Raw genomic sequence first — 15,294 nt, 5'->3', positions numbered from 1 at the left:
CGACTATTTCCACATGCCGCGCATGCGCGCGCCAATGTCGACGCGTATCTCCGGCCGGGGCGCCCTGCCCGGCGCTGCTTGCGCTGCCGGCCATACCGTCTGTTCGAATGCCGCAAGGAGGGAGGCCGGGATGAAGCGCGTGCGCGAGGCATAGACATGGCGGTCGCCGCGCGCCGCCTGGCCATGCGCAAAGAAGCGCTGCGGCATGACCAGGTTGAGGCTGTCCTTGGCCCTTGTCATCGCCACGTAAAGCAGCCGGCGCTCCTCCTCGATATCTTCCCTGGTACCAACGCCGAGATCGGCCGGAATGCAGCCATCGACGGTGTTGAGCACAAACACGTTCTTCCACTCCTGGCCCTTGGCCGAGTGGATGGTCGACAGGATCAAATAATCCTCGTCGCGGTGCGGCGGCCCGGCCTGGTCGCTGGTCGCGTCCGGCGGATCGAGCGTCAGCTCGGTCAGGAACCGTTCGCGCGAAGCGTAGCCGGATCCGATCTGCTCGAGCTGCAGAAGGTCGGCCCGGCGCGTGGTTGCGTCCTCGTGGATGCGCTCGAGATGCGGCTCGTACCAGAGCCTGACCTGTTCGAGATCGGCCGGCCATTTGGCGCCGGCACGCAGGCCGGAGTAGAGCGAGACGAAGCCCGGCCAGTCATCCGCCGCGCGCTGCGGCGGCCGCCAGCCGGCAAGGCCCATCGCCTCGTCCAGCGCCGATGTCATCGTCTCCACGACTTGCGCCGCGGCCGAGGGGCCGATGCCCGGCAAAAGCTGCAGCACGCGAAATCCGGCGACGCGGTCGCGCGGGTTTTCGGCAAAGCGCAGCACCGCCAGCACATCCTTGACGTGAGCGGCATCGAGGAATTTCAGCCCACCGAACTTGACGAAGGGAATGTTGCGCCGCGTCAGCTCGATTTCCAGAGGCCCGCTGTGGTGCGAGGCGCGAAACAGCACCGCCTGCGATTTCAGTGCCGTGCCGGCCTCGCGCTCGGCCAGGATGGCCTCGCAGACGAAATTGGCCTGTTCGACCTCGTCGCGTACAGTCACCAGCCTCGGCTTGGCGGCGGATTTGCGTTCCGACCACAGGTTTTTGGTGAAGCGTTCCGAGGCCTCGCCGATCACCGCATTGGCGGCGGCCAAAATGGTTTCGGTCGAGCGGTAGTTGCGCTCCAGCATCACCACATCGGCGGCCTGCGCGAATTGGTTTGGGAAGTCCAGGATATTGCGCACCTCGGCGGCGCGGAACGAATAGATCGATTGCGCATCGTCGCCGACCACCGTCAGCCCGGCGCCATCGGGTTTGAGCGCCATGAGGATCGAGGCCTGCAGCCGGTTGGTATCCTGGTATTCGTCGACCAGCACATGGTCGAAACGCCCGCCCAGATGCGTCGCAATTTCCGGTTCCGCGGTCATCTGTGCCCAGTAGAGCAGCAGGTCATCGTAATCGAGCACGTTCTGCGCCTGCTTGGCCTCGACATAGCCGGCGAACAGCTGCTTCAGCTGTTCGGCCCATCCGGCGCACCATGGAAAGGCGGAGCCCAGCACCTCGCCGAGCGGCGCCTGCGCGTTGACGGCGCGCGAATAGATGGCAAGGCAGGTGCCCTTGGTGGGAAAGCGCGCTTCCGTCTTCGAGAAGCCGAGTTCGTGGCGCACCAGGTTCATCAGGTCGGCCGAATCCTCGCGATCGTGGATGGTGAACGCCGGATCGAGGCCGATCTCCTGCGCGTAATCGCGCAGCAGCCGTGCACCGATGCCATGGAAGGTGCCGGCCCAGGTCAGCGCGTCAGTGACGATCGAGGCGTCACGGCCGAGCACCTCGCCGGCGATGCGCTCGACGCGCCGGGCCATTTCGGAGGCGGCGCGGCGTGAAAACGTCATCAGCAGGATGCGGCGCGGATCAGCGCCCTTGACGATGAGATGGGCTACGCGATGCGCCAGCGTGTTGGTCTTGCCCGAGCCGGCGCCGGCAATGACCAGCAGCGGTCCGGCGATCCTGCCGTCGCCATGCTCGACAGCCTGGCGTTGGGCATCGTTCAGCCTTGCGAGATAAGCAGGCTGGTCGGTCGGTTCCCGAAATGTCGAATCATGAGCGGCAAGGTTCATCGCCCATCAAGCATCGTTTCCGCTTTGTTCGCAACAAGGAAGCGGCGCGGCGAGCTCAGGGTCGACAGGTCAGCGTTCCGGATCGACACCCATCGCTGCCGACTGCCTGCGCAATGTCTCCCGATCATTCTTCGGGACTGGCAGCAACAGGGGATCTACGGTGTCGGGTACGTCCTCGATCAGCTTGCGCGCGAGGCGGTAAGTGACGAAGGCGATGGTGCAGGCCAAGAGCAGACGGATCATCCAGCAGTCCTCCTTTGCCTGATCCAACCGGAGACATGAGCTTTTGTTCCTCGGCTTGATCGTCGCAACCAAACGGAAGTCGTCTCGTTGTCAGACGAGAGGAGGTAGCGATGAAGAAGCTCTCCCTAGGCCTTCTGCTGATCGTTCTGGCCGTGTCGGCCTGCGACAACAACGTCCCGCCAACCAAGGCTCCGGCAGCGGAAAACCCGCACGCCGACGGCAATCCTGTAGCCGATAAGACCGGCAAATGAGTTGACATGCGTGCAGCAACGCCGCGGACCACGGCGGGACAGCACAAAGCACAGCCTGGAAAGGACGGCCGGCGCCGCTTGGGAGGTGCCTGATAGCGCCGGCCAGGCGGATATCAGGTCCGCCGCAATATGGATGTTAGCTGAGTCTTGCCGTAGCGTCATGGGGATTCCACCCCTTTGGCTTCCCGCCAAATTCCGGAACGACCGCGCCGTTCATGCTCCCAATCGCCGTCTGACGACCGCGGCATGGAAATTCGTGCCGAACAGCAGGCCGTCATCGTTGAAGTCGTAGCTCGGATTGTGCAGCGGCGCCGTGTCGCCATTGCCGAGGAAGACGAAGCAACCGGGCACGTGAGCGAGGAAACGGGCAAAATCCTCAGAGCCGGTCATCGGCTCGCGGGCGACGGCGACGCCTTCGGGCGCGAACACGTTTCCGGCGGCTGCAAAGGCCTCGTCGACCAATTCGGCGTCGTTGTGCAGCGGCACGAATTCCCTGCTGTAGGCGACCTCGGCGGTGACGTTGTAGGCGGCGGCGGTGCCGGCGGCGATGGTGCGCATCTGCTTCTCGATCTCGGCGCTGACCTCGGGGCGAAAGCTGCGGGCGTCTCCCAGGATACGGGCAAGGCCGGGCAGCGCGTTGCGGGTGCCGTCGGTGATCAGCTCGGTTACCGAGACCACCGATATGTCGGCCGGGCTCAGCCGGCGCGAGACGATGGTTTGCAGATTGGTGACCAGCGCGCAAGCGGCGACCAGTGTCTCCCGGCCGTCCTGCGGCCCGGCAGCGTGGCCGCCGAGGCCTCTCAGAACGATCTCGAAGATATCCTCGGCCGACATCATCGGGCCGGGGCGGGTTTCGAAATGGCCAATCGGCAATCCGGGCAGATTGTGCAGGCCGAAAATCTCATCGAAGGGAAAGCGGCGCATCAACCCATCGTCGAGCATGGCCAGCGCGCCCCTGCCCCACTCCTCGGCCGGCTGAAAGATGAAGCGCACCGTGCCGTTGAACCCGCCCTCCCCGGCCAGCAGCTTCGCCGCGCCGAGCAGCATGGTGGTGTGGCCGTCATGGCCGCAGGCGTGCATGATTCCGGGATTTTGCGAGCCATAGGCCACAGCCGATTGCTCGGTGATGCGCAGGGCATCCATATCGGCCCTGAGCGCGATCGCCCTGTTGCCGCTGCCGCGCTTCAGCGTGCCGACGACGCCGGTGCCGCCGACGCCCTCGGTCACATCGTCGAGGCCGAATTCGCGCAGTTTGGCAGCGACGAAGGCCGCGGTGCGCTTTTCCTCGAACCCGAATTCCGGATGGGCATGCAGATCGCGCCGCCAGCCGGTCATCTCCTGCTTCAAGGCATCGAGATCGATTTTGGCCATTTCTCCGCCCCTCTCAAACTAGGTTGCAAGTCGGGTGACGACATCGAGCAGAATGTTGGCGCCGGCGACGAGCTCGGTATCCTCGGTGTATTCGCGCGGATTATGGCTGATGCCGCCGGCGCTCGGCACGAAGATCATCGCGGCAGGTGCGATACGCGCCATCATCTGCGCATCATGGCCGGCGCCGGACGTCATGCGCTTCGAAACCAGCCCGCGACTGATGGCAGCGGCCTCGATCAGCTCCACGATGCGGCTGTCGAAGATCACCGGCTCGAAGCGCGCCAGCCGCTCGACCGAGATCGTCACGCCTTCGGCGGCGGCGAGTTCTTCGAGGTGAGCGGCGAGTGCTGCTTCCTCCGCCTGCAACCGGTGCTCGAAAGGATCGCGCAGGTCGATGGTGAAGACCGCTCGCGAGGGAATGACGTTGATGGCGTTGGGCTCGAAACGCATCGTGCCGACGGTGGCGACGGTCGGCGTGTTCGAAGCCTTGGCACGATCGTGCAGGAAGGCGACGACACGGGCGGCCGCATGGCCGGCGTCGCTGCGCATCGACATCGGCGTGGTGCCGGCATGGTTGGCGACCCCGTCGATGGTGATGCGCTGCCAGGAGATGCCTTGCAGGTTTTCCACCGCGCCGATCGGCACGCCTTCGCGCTCCAGCACCGGGCCCTGCTCGATATGCAGTTCGAGATAGGTATGCGGCTTGAGGAAGCCCGGCTGCTCGTCGCCGGCATAGCCGATGCGCGCCAGTTCCTGCCCGAGCACGCTGCCGTCGGTCCCCACGGCCGCCAGCGCCTCGTCGATCGCAACACCGCCGGCATGAACCAGCGAGCCCATCATGTCGGGGGAATAGCGCACGCCTTCCTCATTGGTGAAGGCGGCGACGGCCAACGGGCGCGACAGGACAAAGCCTGACGCCTTCAGTGTCTCGATTGCCTCCAGCCCAGCCAGCACGCCGTAGCAGCCGTCATAAATGCCGGCATCTATGACCGTATCGATATGCGAGCCTATCAGGATCGGCGCCTGCCCGGCATTCCCAGGCGTCCGCCAGATGCCGAAGATATTGCCCATGCGGTCGATGGCGACTTCGAGCCCCGCCTCGCGCAACCAGCCGACGAAGCGGTCGCGGCCCTGCCGGTCGGCGTCCGAGGCGGCAAGCCGCACCAGCCGGCCCTCGCCGTCGCGGCCGATGGCGCCGAGGTCCCGAATACGGCCAAGCAGCCGCCGCGCGTCGACCGAGATCATGGCGTTGCTCCAGAAAGTACCTTGCCCGCAAGCACGTCCGCGGCGGCCACGCCGACGAGTTCGGCATAACGCCTGGGATCGGTTGCGCCTTCGGTGTTGACGACCAGCACCCGCGAGAGCCGGTCGAGGCCGAGTTCGGCCTTGTTGTCGGCCAGCGCCCGGATCAGTCCGGCCAGGCCGACCCCGCCGCTTTCGCCGGCAACGATGGCCGGATCGCCGCCGGCCGGCCGCGCAAGCCTCCGCATCACAGCGACCGCATCCTCCTCGTCGACGGTCATGAAGGCATCGGCGGCACGCGCCAGCACGCGCCAGGCGACAGGCGACGCCTCGTAGCATTCGAGCATCGCCATGACAGTCGCTTCGCCATGCGCGATCTTGACAGGATGGCCAGCCCTGGCGGCGCCCAAGATACAAGCGGCACGTGCGGGCTCGACCACGGTGAAGACCGGCCTGGCATCACCGAGCACGATGGCGAGATGGCCAGCCACGGCAGCGGCAATGCCGCCGACCCCGGCCTGGACGAAGACGTGGGTGGGCGGTTCGCCGAGCTGGCGCAGCGCCTCGCGCATGATCGCGGTGTAGCCTTGCATGACGAGGCCTGGAATGCGCTCATAGCCCGGCCACGACGTATCGGACACGACGGTCCAGCCCTTGTCCGCCGCGACGCGTGCGGCTTGCCTGACCGAATCATCGTAGTTGCCGTCGACGCGGATCATCTCGGCGCCGTAGCGGGCGATAGCCGTGATGCGCTCGTCGCTGACGCCGGCATGGACGAAGATCGCCGCCCTCGCGCCGACAAGCCGCGCGCCCTGTGCCACCGAGCGGCCGTGATTGCCGTCGGTCGCGCAAGCCATCGTCATGGTAGCGGCGACCGCCCTGACATCGGGCTGATCGAGATCGGCGATGCCGAGCGGCCTGCCAAGCCGGCGGCCGGCTTCCTCCAGCACCAGATGAACGACGGCATAAGCGCCCCCAAGCGCCTTGAAGCTACCGAGGCCGAGGCGAAAACCCTCATCCTTGAGGTGGATGGCGCCAATGCCCAGTTCGGAGGCCAGCGCCGGCAGCGCATGCAGCGGCGTCTCCTGATGATTGTCGCGATGGGACAGGAAACGCTCGGCCGCGTCGGCCCCCGCAACCCCGAGCGTTTCGGCGTCGACCGGATCGAGTGGGCTGCCGTGCAAGGCATTGCGGTTGAGCAGGAACATCAAGGCCTCCTTGGCTGACGACGAGACTATATTGCAAGGCAGGCGCAAAAAGCGCTGTATTCAAGGTGCCGAAATGCAAGTTTGTTTCTTCAGGACATGCCATTGCCCGCTTTGCCAGCCTCGCTCGACAGTTTCGACCTCGCCATTCTCGCCGTGCTGCAGAAGGACAACACGACGCCGCAGCGACTGATCGGCGAGGCCGTGAACCTGTCGGCGCCGGCGGTGCAGCGCCGTATCAAGCGCATGCAACAGACCGGCGTCATCGCGGCCAATGTCGCGGTCATCGAACCGGCGGCGGTCGGCCAGCCCATCACCATCTTCGTCGAGGTCGAACTCGAAAGCGAACGCACCGAACTGATCGACGCGGCCAAGCGGCAATTCCTGGCGGCGCCGGAAGTCCAGCAGTGCTACTATGTGACAGGCGAGGCCGACTTCATCCTGGCCATCACGGTGGCCGACATGAGCGCCTATGAGGCGCTGACGCGGCGCCTGTTCTTCAACAGCAACAATGTCCGCAAATTCCGCACCTTCGTGGCCATGGACCGCGTCAAGGTCGGCCTGACGGTGCCGCTGCCGGGATGAGCGATCAGGTTGCATGTCTGGCATGCTTTCGCCATTCTCCGCATCGCGAATTAGCGGCGGGAGGCGCGCTTGCACGACACCACCCCGGTTGCGATTATCGGTGCCGGGCCGGCGGGCCTGGCCGTTGCCGCGTGCCTGCGGCAGGCCGGGGTCGACTTCATCTTGCTTGAAAAAGAGCAGCAGCCCGCTCCCGCCTGGCGGCGCCACTACGAGCGCGTCCACCTGCACACGACCAAGCGCTATTCATCCCTGCCCTTCGTGCCCTTCCCCAGGCATTATCCGCGCTATGTGCCACGTGATCTGTTCGTCGAATACCTCGATGCCTATGCGCAACGCTTCGATCTGCGGCCCCGCTTTGGAGAAGCGGTGCGGGCGATCGGCCGACAGGGCAGAAGCTGGGGCGTCGAAGCGACATCAGGCACCGTGCGCGCTTCCCATGTGGTGATTGCCTCGGGATACAATGCCGAGCCGCTGATGCCGGCATTCGCCGGCGCCGGCAGTTTCAAGGGCAAAAGTCTGCACAGCGCGGATTACCGCAACAACACGCCGTTTGCCGGCCAGTCGGTGCTGGTCATCGGCATGGGCAACACCGGCGCCGAGATCGCGCTCGACCTGGCGGAAGGCGGCGCGCATCCGACGATCTCCGTGCGCGGCGGCGTCCATATCGTGCCGCGCGAACTGCTCGGGGTGCCCATCCAGGTCGTCAGCATGGCGACGCGCCTGGGGCCGCGACGCGTCAATGACGCCGTATTCCCTATCATCCTCGATCTGGTGTTGGGCAGGCTGGAGAAATATGGGCTCAAACGGCCCAAGCAGGGATTGCTGGAGCAGATATCCCTGGCGTCGCGCATCCCGGTGATCGATGTCGGCACCATCGGCAAGATCCGCGAAGGCGCGATCAAGGTCGCGCCCGACATTGCCGAGATATCAGAGGGCGGCGCCCGTTTCGTCGATGGTCGTCACAGCGACTTCGACGCGATCATCTTCGCCACCGGCTACCGCCCAGCCTATGCCAAATTCCTCCAGCCCGGCGTCGAGCCTGGCGCCAGCGGCGTCAATGCGCGCGCTTCGGAACTCGGTCTTTATCTCGTCGGCTTCCACAATTCGGTCACCGGCCTGCTGCGCGAAATCGGAATCGAAGCCCAGGCGATCGCCGACGACATTCGTCTCCGGCAGAACAGAAAAAGGACGGCCGAAACCCTGCCGGTATGAGCTGAGGCCGCTCAGCTTGCCTTGCGCAGCCACACCTTGTTGTCGTGGAATGCCGCGCCGCCATAGGGTGCGGGCGCGTCGGCGCCAGTCAGCACGTTGATGCCCTCGCCGCGCTCATGCGCGCTGTTCGGCCAGATGCCTTCGGCGATCACCACGCCGCGGTTGATGCCGTCGAACAGCCTCGCATGCAGCACCACCTCGCCGCGCGCATTGCCGAGTTCGACACGATCGCCCTCTGCCAAACCGTGTGCGGCGGCATCGTCGGGATGCAAGAGCAATTCCGGCCGGCCTTCCTTGGCCTTCGACACCGGCGTTTCGGAAAAGGTCGAGTTGAGGAAGTTGCGTGCCGGCGACGTAGCCAGCCGGAACGGATGCGCCTCGTCGGCAACCTCGATCAGGTCGACATGATCAGGAAATTGCGGCAACTGCTCCACCGGGCCGAACAGGCCCATGCTTTTCGGCGGCCTATTGGGGGCGGCTTGTCCGGTCCAATCGGCGCGGAAGCGGAATTTGCCGTCCGCATGGCCGAAGCCCTTGGTGAAATGCGCGGTTTCGAAATCCGGCTGCAGGTCGACCCATTTCTGCTCCTTCAGGCTGGCAAAGCTGCCCAACCCGCGCTTGCCCAGGATGATGTCGATATGCTGCTGTTCGGTGAGGCCGAAGCCCGGCCTGTCGGCGACTCCGAGGCGCTCAGCCAATTGCTCGATGACGAAATGGTTGGTGCGCGGCCCTTCCGGCGGCTCGATCAGCTTCGGGCCGAGCGTGATGTGCTGGTTGCCGCCGCCCTTGTAGATGTCGTCATGCTCGACGAACATCGTTGCCGGCAGCACGACGTCGGCGAGCTTGGCCGTGTCGGTCATGAACTGCTCGTGCACGCAGGTGAACAGATCCTCACGCAAGAAACCCTGCTTCACCAGTCGCTGCTCGGGCGCGACATTGGCCGGGTTGGTGTTCTGGATGAGCAGCGCCGTCACCGGCGGCCCGCCATAGAGCGCATCCGGCGCCCCCGTCAGCACCGGGCCGATGCGCGAATGATCGAGATAGCGGATCGAGGGATCGCGCATGCGCGTGCCCTCCAGCACCTCTTGGTTGAGCTTGAAGATGCCGGAATTGGAGTGGAAGGCGCCGCCACCCTCATATTGCCAGGCGCCAGTGACCGCGGCGATGCAGGAGGCGGCATGCATGTTGACCGCGCCATTGCGCTGGCGGGCAAAGCCGTAGCCGAGGCGGAAATAGGTTTTCCTGGTCATGCCGACGAGACGGGCAAAGTTCTCGATCTCGGCCACAGTCAGTCCAGTGATCGCGGCCGCCCATTCGGGTGAGCGCGTGCGCAGATGCGCTTCCAGACCTTTCGGGTCATCGGTGTATTTCTCGAGATAGGCGCGGTCGGCCAAGCCTTCCCTGAACAGCACATGCATGACCGCGCAAGCCAGCGCGCCATCGGTGCCAGGCTTCAGGACAAGGCCCATGTCGGCCTGCTTCATCGTGGCGTTCTCATAGACGTCGATGACCACGATCCTGGCACCGCGCTCCTTGCGCGCCTTGATGGCGTGGGTCATGACGTTGACTTGGGTCACCACGGCATTGGTGCCCCAGATCACCACGCAATCGGACTTGGCCATTTCGCGCGGGTCGGGACCGCGCAGCGCGCCCGCCCCCATCATCCAGCCGGTCCAGGCCAGGTTGGTGCAGATCGAGCCGAAGAAGCCCGAATATCTCTTCGCATGCCGCAGCCGCTCGATGCCGTCGCGCTGCACCAGCCCCATCGTGCCGGCATAGAAATAGGGCCAGACCGTCTCCGAGCCGTATTTTTCCTCGGCCGCGATGAACTTTTCGGCGACGAGGTCCAGCGCCGCCTCCCAACTTATTTCCTGCCAGGCGCCCTCGCCCTTGGCGCCTTTGCGCACCAGCGGCTTCAGCAAGCGGTCGGGATGGTGGACGCGGTCGGCGTAACGAGCAACCTTGGCGCAGACGACGCCGGCCGTATAGCTGTTGGACTTGGCACCATGGACGCGGCCGATGCGGTTGCCGTCAAGCAACTCGACCTCGAGCGCGCAGGTCGACGGGCAATCATGCGGACAGGCCGAATGGCCGATGCGAAGGCTGGCGTGCTGGTTCATGGGATTTGTTTAGCGGGTTTCGGGCAAGGCGTGTAGGGCCAGATCTGACCGTCCCCTTGAAGGAGAGGGTCGGCGCGTAGCGCCGGGGTGGGTTGTGGCGCAGACCCCCACCCCGCTCCGCTTCGCGGATCGACCCTCCCCACAAGGGGGAGGGTAACTACTCCGCCGTGCCTTCCTCATACTCGGCCGACATGGTCAGCCATTTTTCCTCGTGGCCGGCGAGCGTCTGGGCGAGTTGCGATCGCTCCTTGGCCAGCCTTGTCGCCGTCGAGGGATCCTTTTCGTAGATTGCTGGGTTGGCCAGTTCGTCCTCGATGCCGTCGATGCGCTTGCGGATGCGGTCCATCAGCGCTTCGGTGGCGCGAATTTCCTTGGCCAGCGGCTCAAAGGCGGCGCGGCGCTGGGCCGCCTCGCGGCGGCGGTCGGCCTTCGAGGCTTTTTCCGCCTCGCGCCGCTCGCGCCGGTCGCCGGACACGCCGGTGACCAGCGTCTTGTAATCTTCGAGGTCGCCGTCATAGGGATTGACCGCGCCATCCTTGACCAGCCACAGCCGGTCCGCCGTCGCTTCCAGGAGATGGCGGTCGTGCGAGATTAGGATGACGGCGCCGGGGAACTCGTTCAGCGCATGGATCAAGGATTCGCGGCTGTCGATGTCGAGATGATTGGTCGGCTCGTCAAGGATGAACAGGTTCGGCCCCTCGAAGGCCGACAGCCCCATCAACAGCCGCGCCTTCTCGCCGCCGGACAGGTCTTTCGCCGCCGTGTTCATCTTTTCGGTGGTGAGCCCAAACTGGGCGACACGGCCGCGCACTTTCGATTCCGGCGCTTCGGGCATCAGCCTGCGAACATGCTCGTAGGCGTTTTCCTCAGGCCTGAGATCGTCGAGCTGGTGCTGTGCAAAGATCGCCACCTTCAGCCCGGGCGCCACGGTCATGGTGCCGGTCTCCTGCTTCAGGCGACCGGACAGAAGCTTGGCGAAGGTCGATTTGCCGTTGCCATTCGCGCCAAGCAGCGCGATTCGGTCGTCGGCATCGATGCGCAAGGTCATTTTCTTCAGAATCGGCTCACCGGGGGTATAGCCGACATTGACATTGTTCAGCGCGACGATTGGCGAGGCCACCGTCTTCACCGGCTCCGGGAAAGAAAATGGCCGCACCGTGTCGTTCACGATGGCCGTGATCGGCTTCATCTTTTCAAGCGCCTTGATGCGGGACTGAGCCTGTCTTGCCTTGGATGCCTTTGCGCGAAAACGCTCGACGAAGGATTCCATATGCTTGCGGGCGGCTTCCTGCTTGATACGGCCCTTTTCCTGCTGTTCTTTCTGCTCGGTGTACTGGCGTTCGAACTGATCGTAGCCGCCGCGCCAGAAGGTCAGCTTCTTCTGGTCGAGATGGACGATCGAATTGACGGCGCGGTTAAGCAGGTCGCGATCGTGCGAGATCAGCAGCACCGTGTGCGGATATTTGGAAACATAGTTCTCGAGCCACAGCGTGCCTTCGAGATCGAGATAATTGGTCGGCTCGTCGAGCAGCAGAAGATCGGGTTCGGAAAACAGCACGGCAGCGAGTGCCACGCGCATGCGCCAGCCGCCGGAAAACGAGGAGGCCGGGCGGCGCTGCGCGGCGTCGTCGAAGCCGAGACCGGCCAGGATGGTGGCGGCGCGCGACTCGGCCGAATGCGCGTCGATATCGGCCAGCCGCATATGGATGTCGGCAATACGGTGCGGATCGGTCGCCGTCTTTTCCTCCTCGAGCAGCGCCGTGCGCTCGAGGTCGGCTTTGAGCACGATCTCGATCAGCGGCTCCTCGGTTCCGGGCGCTTCTTGCGCCACCTGGCCGATCCGCGTGTTCTTCGGCAGGCTGATCGAGCCCGTCTCGGAAGGGAAATCGCCTGTTATGGCCTTGAACAGCGTGGTCTTGCCGGTACCGTTGCGGCCGACAAGTCCGGCCTTGGTGCCGGCCGGCAAGGTCAGCGAGGCATGGTCGAGAAGCAAGCGCCCCGCCATGCGCAGCGAGAGGTCGTTGATGATAAGCATGGCCGCGCTTTTGCACGGGAGACCGGCGCTTCGCAAGACCTTGCGGGCCGGTTGGCCACGCAAGGCGTGAAAACGGCGCGCGCAATGGCGCCGTCAACATCGCAGCTCAGAGGCTTCCGGCCGCGGTCGGCCGCGCTCAGGCGCTGGCTTTGCCGCGCTTTGTCGCCTTGGCCACGGGGGCCGGCGCTGCCGGCTTGCGGCCAAGTCCCGTCGACTTCGCCAGCGCTGACCGTGTCGCTGAGTAGTTCGGAGCGACCATCGGATAGTCGGGCGGCAGGCCCCATTTGGTGCGATACTCATCCGGGCTCAGCCCATAGTCCGTCCTGAGGTGCCGCTTGAGCGACTTGAACTTCTTGCCGTCTTCCAGGCAGACGATGTAGTCGGGAAAAACCGACTTCTTCGGGTTCACCGCAGGAACCAGGCTTGGACTTTCCGCGACAACGGCACCTCCGAGCTTTCGCACCGAGGCACTGACGCTGGCAATCAGGTCAGGCAGGCCGGAAACCGGCAGCGGGTTGTTGCCGACATAGGCCGAGACAATGTCAGCGGTCAGCTCGATAACGGTCTTATCCTCGATATTTGACAAATCTTTCACCCTATTTGCGACAAAATCATCTACCCCAGAGAAGAATTTCGTCGATGCATTTATTTAACCGCGTCCCCCAAACGGACCAGCAAATCTCAAAACGAATCAAGACTTGCAGTCAAATATTTTTTAGGGAAATCGGCTCCGTGCAAACTAGAAAAGCTAATTTTTCGGGTCGGCAGACTTGGGCGGCCCGGTTGGAAGGCCAATATCTGTAAAACACGCGCCGTCGGTCATAACGCGCTCCAACGTCTTTCGGCCCTCAGTTCGCAGTTTCCGTGAAACGGTGAAAACTGCTCTATCGCAGCCGGCGGCCGAAATCAGGCGTATGCGCGCCCTTCCTCGGTGCGCTGGAAATGCGCCAGATCGAGCTGCACGGAAGGGCGGCCCAGAACCGTCAGGATCATATGGGCCTGGCCGCGGTGGTGGGTCTGGTGGTTGAAGACGTGGTCGAGCGCCGGAGCCAGCCGTTGCGAGACGGTGCGCATGTCCGATACCGTCATGTATATAAAGCGGCCCGACAGCGCCTTGTCGCTCAAACCGCCAACCCAGTCGACGATCCGCCGGTCCTCCGCCTCGCGCGCCATGCGCAGGCCCGGCAACGCCTGGTACAGTATGGCGTCCAGCGCCGTCGGCGCATCGCCCTCGCCGGTAAAGCGCTTCATCCAGATGCGATCGGCGGCCAGGAGATGGTTGAGCGTGCCCTTCATCGAGCCGAAGAAAGCGCCGACGTCGCGATTGAATTCCTCTTCGTCGAGATCGGCGGCGGCATCGTAGATGCGGCCATTGGCCCATTGATTATAGGCCGCAAACATCATGAAGTGCCGTTTCATCTTTTCTCCCGCCGGCCTGTGTCGAGGCGTTGCGGGATACCTAAACCGCAAGGAAGCCGCCGCCAATGACCATTCTGCTTTATGATCTCGTCGGACGCGACGCCACCCGCCCGTTCAGCCCGCATTGCTGGAAGGCGACGATGGCGCTGGCGCATAAGGGGCTGGAGATCAGCGCGGTGCCGACGCGTTTTCTCGAAGTGCCCCGCGTCGAGGGCGGCGCATCGAAACTCGTGCCGGTGATCCGCGACGGCGAGACGGTCGTCGCGGATTCCTTCGCCATCGCGCTTTATCTCGACGAAACCTATCCGGACCGGCCGTCGCTGTTTGGCGGCGAAGGCGGCAAGGCCATGGCGCGCTTCATCGAGCGCTGGTCGCAACTGACCATCCATCCCTATGTGACCACCGCCGCGATCATGGACCTTTATGCCATGCAGGATACGGAGAACGCCGCCTATTTCCGCCAGAGCCGGGAGCAGCGCCTGGGCAAGAGCCTGGAAGAGGTGATGGCCGCGCGGGATGCCGGGCTTGGCAATTTCAGGGCTTCCCTGGAGCCGCTGCGCTCGATGCTCGCCTATCAGCCATTCATAGGCGGAGATTCGCCCCTGTTTGCCGACTATATCGTGTTCGGCGCGCTGCAATGGGCACGCATCGCCTCGCCCTACCCATTGCTCGACGACCACGATGTCGTGGCGCAGTGGTTCGCCCGCTGCCTCGACCTGCATGGCGGGCTGGGTCGGACGGTTGCGGCGGCCGCGTGAAACCTTAGCGCCTGACCTTGCGGCAGGGCCAGCGACGAGCCATCGGCTCCACTATGGCCAGGTCTTATTTAGCCGCCTTTTTTGGCTTGCCGGGCTTGGCGGCGGTCTTGGCCTCTTTGGGCGCGGTTTTTGCCTTGCCGGCGACGGCCGCCTTTCTTGCTGGCTTCTTCACCGCGGATGACCCTGCATCCTCCTGGTCGATGTCGGCCGTCGCCTGTTGCCAATGGCGCTCATGCTGTCCGGCCGGTTGCCCTTCTTCCTGCCAGATATGATGTGCGCGGCTGCGAATGCGCTCCTGGCGATCGTCTGTCATGGTCATGGTCTCCATCCGGGCCGACCTCAGCGCGGCGCCGACATGTGACTATAGCAAGCAAAGCCTAATATTGCAGCCGTCCGATCTCGGGCTGGCGGCATCGCCGATATCGGCCCGGCACGCAAACGCGCATGGCGTCGACTTCCCCTGTCGACACCTCTGTCGACTTCCTCTGTCGGTAGCTAATCAAGTTGTCCGGTTTGGTAGCACATGATCTGTCCGCTTCTGTTTTGGCGTCGAAGCGGTTCACGCGGCTTGCCTGATGGGGCAAGTGTCTTCGATTGCGGCGCCGTCAGAGCTGTAGCGAGCGATGCGGCGCGGCCCGTGAAAGATCGCCAGGGTTCCATCCGGGTAGTGCCTGACCTTTTTGACGAAGTGATGCCGGATCGGGCTCTGTGGCAGCTGCAATCGCAGCCGCGCGAAGGCGACCGTGTTGTCGCGGG

Annotated in this window: 15 protein-coding genes; 4 read left to right on the top strand and 11 right to left on the bottom strand. The window is 64.3% G+C overall.

Annotated features, from left to right (window positions below):
* Positions 1-3 precede the first annotated feature (3 nt).
* Both FJ951_RS14250 and FJ951_RS28450 read right to left on the bottom strand, forming a co-directional pair.
* Positions 4-2,097: an ATP-dependent helicase gene (locus FJ951_RS14250; protein WP_140494365.1), complete on the bottom strand. Its 2,094-nt coding sequence runs from the start codon at positions 2,095-2,097 to the stop codon at positions 4-6.
* Between the two features lie 69 nt (positions 2,098-2,166).
* Positions 2,167-2,340, bottom strand: a complete 174-nt coding sequence (locus FJ951_RS28450) for a hypothetical protein (protein ID WP_181165130.1) — start codon at positions 2,338-2,340, stop codon at positions 2,167-2,169.
* A 110-nt stretch (positions 2,341-2,450) separates the two neighbouring features.
* Between FJ951_RS28450 and FJ951_RS28445 the strand changes: the two genes are divergently transcribed.
* Complete coding sequence (locus tag FJ951_RS28445) at positions 2,451-2,591, top strand: hypothetical protein (protein WP_181165131.1); 141 nt, start codon at positions 2,451-2,453, stop codon at positions 2,589-2,591.
* 213 nt (positions 2,592-2,804) lie between these two features.
* Here FJ951_RS28445 and FJ951_RS14245 read toward each other — a convergent pair whose 3' ends face one another.
* From FJ951_RS14245 to FJ951_RS14235, 3 genes are read right to left on the bottom strand one after another with little or no spacing between them, the layout of a single operon-like run.
* A complete protein-coding gene (locus FJ951_RS14245; RefSeq protein ID WP_140515475.1) occupies positions 2,805-3,962 on the bottom strand; it encodes a M20 aminoacylase family protein in 1,158 nt (385 codons plus the stop codon).
* Between the two features lie 18 nt (positions 3,963-3,980).
* A complete protein-coding gene (locus FJ951_RS14240; protein ID WP_140515474.1) occupies positions 3,981-5,207 on the bottom strand; it encodes a Zn-dependent hydrolase in 1,227 nt (408 codons plus the stop codon).
* Positions 5,204-6,412 carry a diaminopropionate ammonia-lyase gene (locus tag FJ951_RS14235; RefSeq protein ID WP_140515473.1) on the bottom strand — a complete coding sequence of 403 codons (1,209 nt, stop codon included), beginning with the start codon at positions 6,410-6,412 and terminating at the stop codon, positions 5,204-5,206. Before FJ951_RS14235 ends, FJ951_RS14240 begins: the two co-directional genes overlap by 4 nt.
* Before the next feature lie 96 nt (positions 6,413-6,508).
* Here FJ951_RS14235 and FJ951_RS14230 point away from each other — a divergent pair, with 96 nt between their 5' ends.
* Positions 6,509-6,994, top strand: a complete 486-nt coding sequence (locus tag FJ951_RS14230; protein WP_181165174.1) for an Lrp/AsnC family transcriptional regulator — start codon at positions 6,509-6,511, stop codon at positions 6,992-6,994.
* Between the two features lie 69 nt (positions 6,995-7,063).
* On the top strand, positions 7,064-8,206 hold the full coding sequence (locus FJ951_RS14225; RefSeq protein WP_140515472.1) for an NAD(P)/FAD-dependent oxidoreductase: 1,143 nt from the start codon (positions 7,064-7,066) through the stop codon (positions 8,204-8,206).
* Positions 8,207-8,217: 11 nt separating this feature from the next.
* On the opposite strand, the gene FJ951_RS14220 is transcribed toward FJ951_RS14225, so the two are convergent.
* From FJ951_RS14220 to FJ951_RS14205, 4 genes are all read right to left on the bottom strand, one after another.
* Positions 8,218-10,326, bottom strand: coding sequence for a molybdopterin oxidoreductase family protein (locus FJ951_RS14220; protein WP_140515471.1), 2,109 nt, complete (start codon positions 10,324-10,326; stop codon positions 8,218-8,220).
* A gap of 157 nt (positions 10,327-10,483) precedes the next feature.
* A complete protein-coding gene (locus FJ951_RS14215; protein ID WP_140494379.1) occupies positions 10,484-12,361 on the bottom strand; it encodes an ABC-F family ATP-binding cassette domain-containing protein in 1,878 nt (625 codons plus the stop codon).
* Between the two features lie 136 nt (positions 12,362-12,497).
* Complete coding sequence (locus FJ951_RS14210; RefSeq protein WP_140494381.1) at positions 12,498-12,947, bottom strand: MucR family transcriptional regulator; 450 nt, start codon at positions 12,945-12,947, stop codon at positions 12,498-12,500.
* A gap of 320 nt (positions 12,948-13,267) precedes the next feature.
* Positions 13,268-13,780, bottom strand: a complete 513-nt coding sequence (locus tag FJ951_RS14205) for a DinB family protein (protein WP_140494383.1) — start codon at positions 13,778-13,780, stop codon at positions 13,268-13,270.
* Positions 13,781-13,845: 65 nt separating this feature from the next.
* Between FJ951_RS14205 and FJ951_RS14200 the strand changes: the two genes are divergently transcribed.
* Complete coding sequence (locus tag FJ951_RS14200) at positions 13,846-14,538, top strand: glutathione S-transferase family protein (RefSeq protein WP_140515470.1); 693 nt, start codon at positions 13,846-13,848, stop codon at positions 14,536-14,538.
* A gap of 64 nt (positions 14,539-14,602) precedes the next feature.
* On the opposite strand, the gene FJ951_RS14195 is transcribed toward FJ951_RS14200, so the two are convergent.
* Together FJ951_RS14195 and FJ951_RS28630 are read right to left on the bottom strand one after the other, a co-directional pair.
* Entirely contained in the window at positions 14,603-14,851 is a 249-nt protein-coding gene (locus tag FJ951_RS14195; RefSeq protein WP_226880360.1) for a DUF2934 domain-containing protein, read from the bottom strand.
* 246 nt (positions 14,852-15,097) lie between these two features.
* On the bottom strand, positions 15,098-15,294 hold a 197-nt coding region (locus FJ951_RS28630), incomplete at its 5' end, for a hypothetical protein (protein WP_210239745.1).

It is taken from the genome of Mesorhizobium sp. B2-2-3 (genome assembly GCF_006442405.1).
GTDB lineage: Bacteria > Pseudomonadota > Alphaproteobacteria > Rhizobiales > Rhizobiaceae > Mesorhizobium.
This window is presented reverse-complemented; position numbering and strand designations above follow the sequence as displayed.

Excerpts from the sequence above, each read along its gene's own strand:
- FJ951_RS14250 (WP_140494365.1), bottom strand. The coding sequence starts at position 2,097 with ATGAACCTTGCCGCTCATGATTCGACATTTCGGGAACCGACCGACCAG.
- FJ951_RS28450 (WP_181165130.1), bottom strand. The coding sequence starts at position 2,340 with ATGATCCGTCTGCTCTTGGCCTGCACCATCGCCTTCGTCACTTACCGC.
- FJ951_RS28445 (WP_181165131.1), top strand. The coding sequence starts at position 2,451 with ATGAAGAAGCTCTCCCTAGGCCTTCTGCTGATCGTTCTGGCCGTGTCG.
- FJ951_RS14245 (WP_140515475.1), bottom strand. The coding sequence starts at position 3,962 with ATGGCCAAAATCGATCTCGATGCCTTGAAGCAGGAGATGACCGGCTGG.
- FJ951_RS14240 (WP_140515474.1), bottom strand. The coding sequence starts at position 5,207 with ATGATCTCGGTCGACGCGCGGCGGCTGCTTGGCCGTATTCGGGACCTC.
- FJ951_RS14235 (WP_140515473.1), bottom strand. The coding sequence starts at position 6,412 with ATGTTCCTGCTCAACCGCAATGCCTTGCACGGCAGCCCACTCGATCCG.
- FJ951_RS14230 (WP_181165174.1), top strand. The coding sequence starts at position 6,509 with ATGCCATTGCCCGCTTTGCCAGCCTCGCTCGACAGTTTCGACCTCGCC.
- FJ951_RS14220 (WP_140515471.1), bottom strand. The coding sequence starts at position 10,326 with ATGAACCAGCACGCCAGCCTTCGCATCGGCCATTCGGCCTGTCCGCAT.
- FJ951_RS14215 (WP_140494379.1), bottom strand. The coding sequence starts at position 12,361 with ATGCTTATCATCAACGACCTCTCGCTGCGCATGGCGGGGCGCTTGCTT.
- FJ951_RS14205 (WP_140494383.1), bottom strand. The coding sequence starts at position 13,780 with ATGAAACGGCACTTCATGATGTTTGCGGCCTATAATCAATGGGCCAAT.
- FJ951_RS14200 (WP_140515470.1), top strand. The coding sequence starts at position 13,846 with ATGACCATTCTGCTTTATGATCTCGTCGGACGCGACGCCACCCGCCCG.
- FJ951_RS14195 (WP_226880360.1), bottom strand. The coding sequence starts at position 14,851 with ATGACAGACGATCGCCAGGAGCGCATTCGCAGCCGCGCACATCATATC.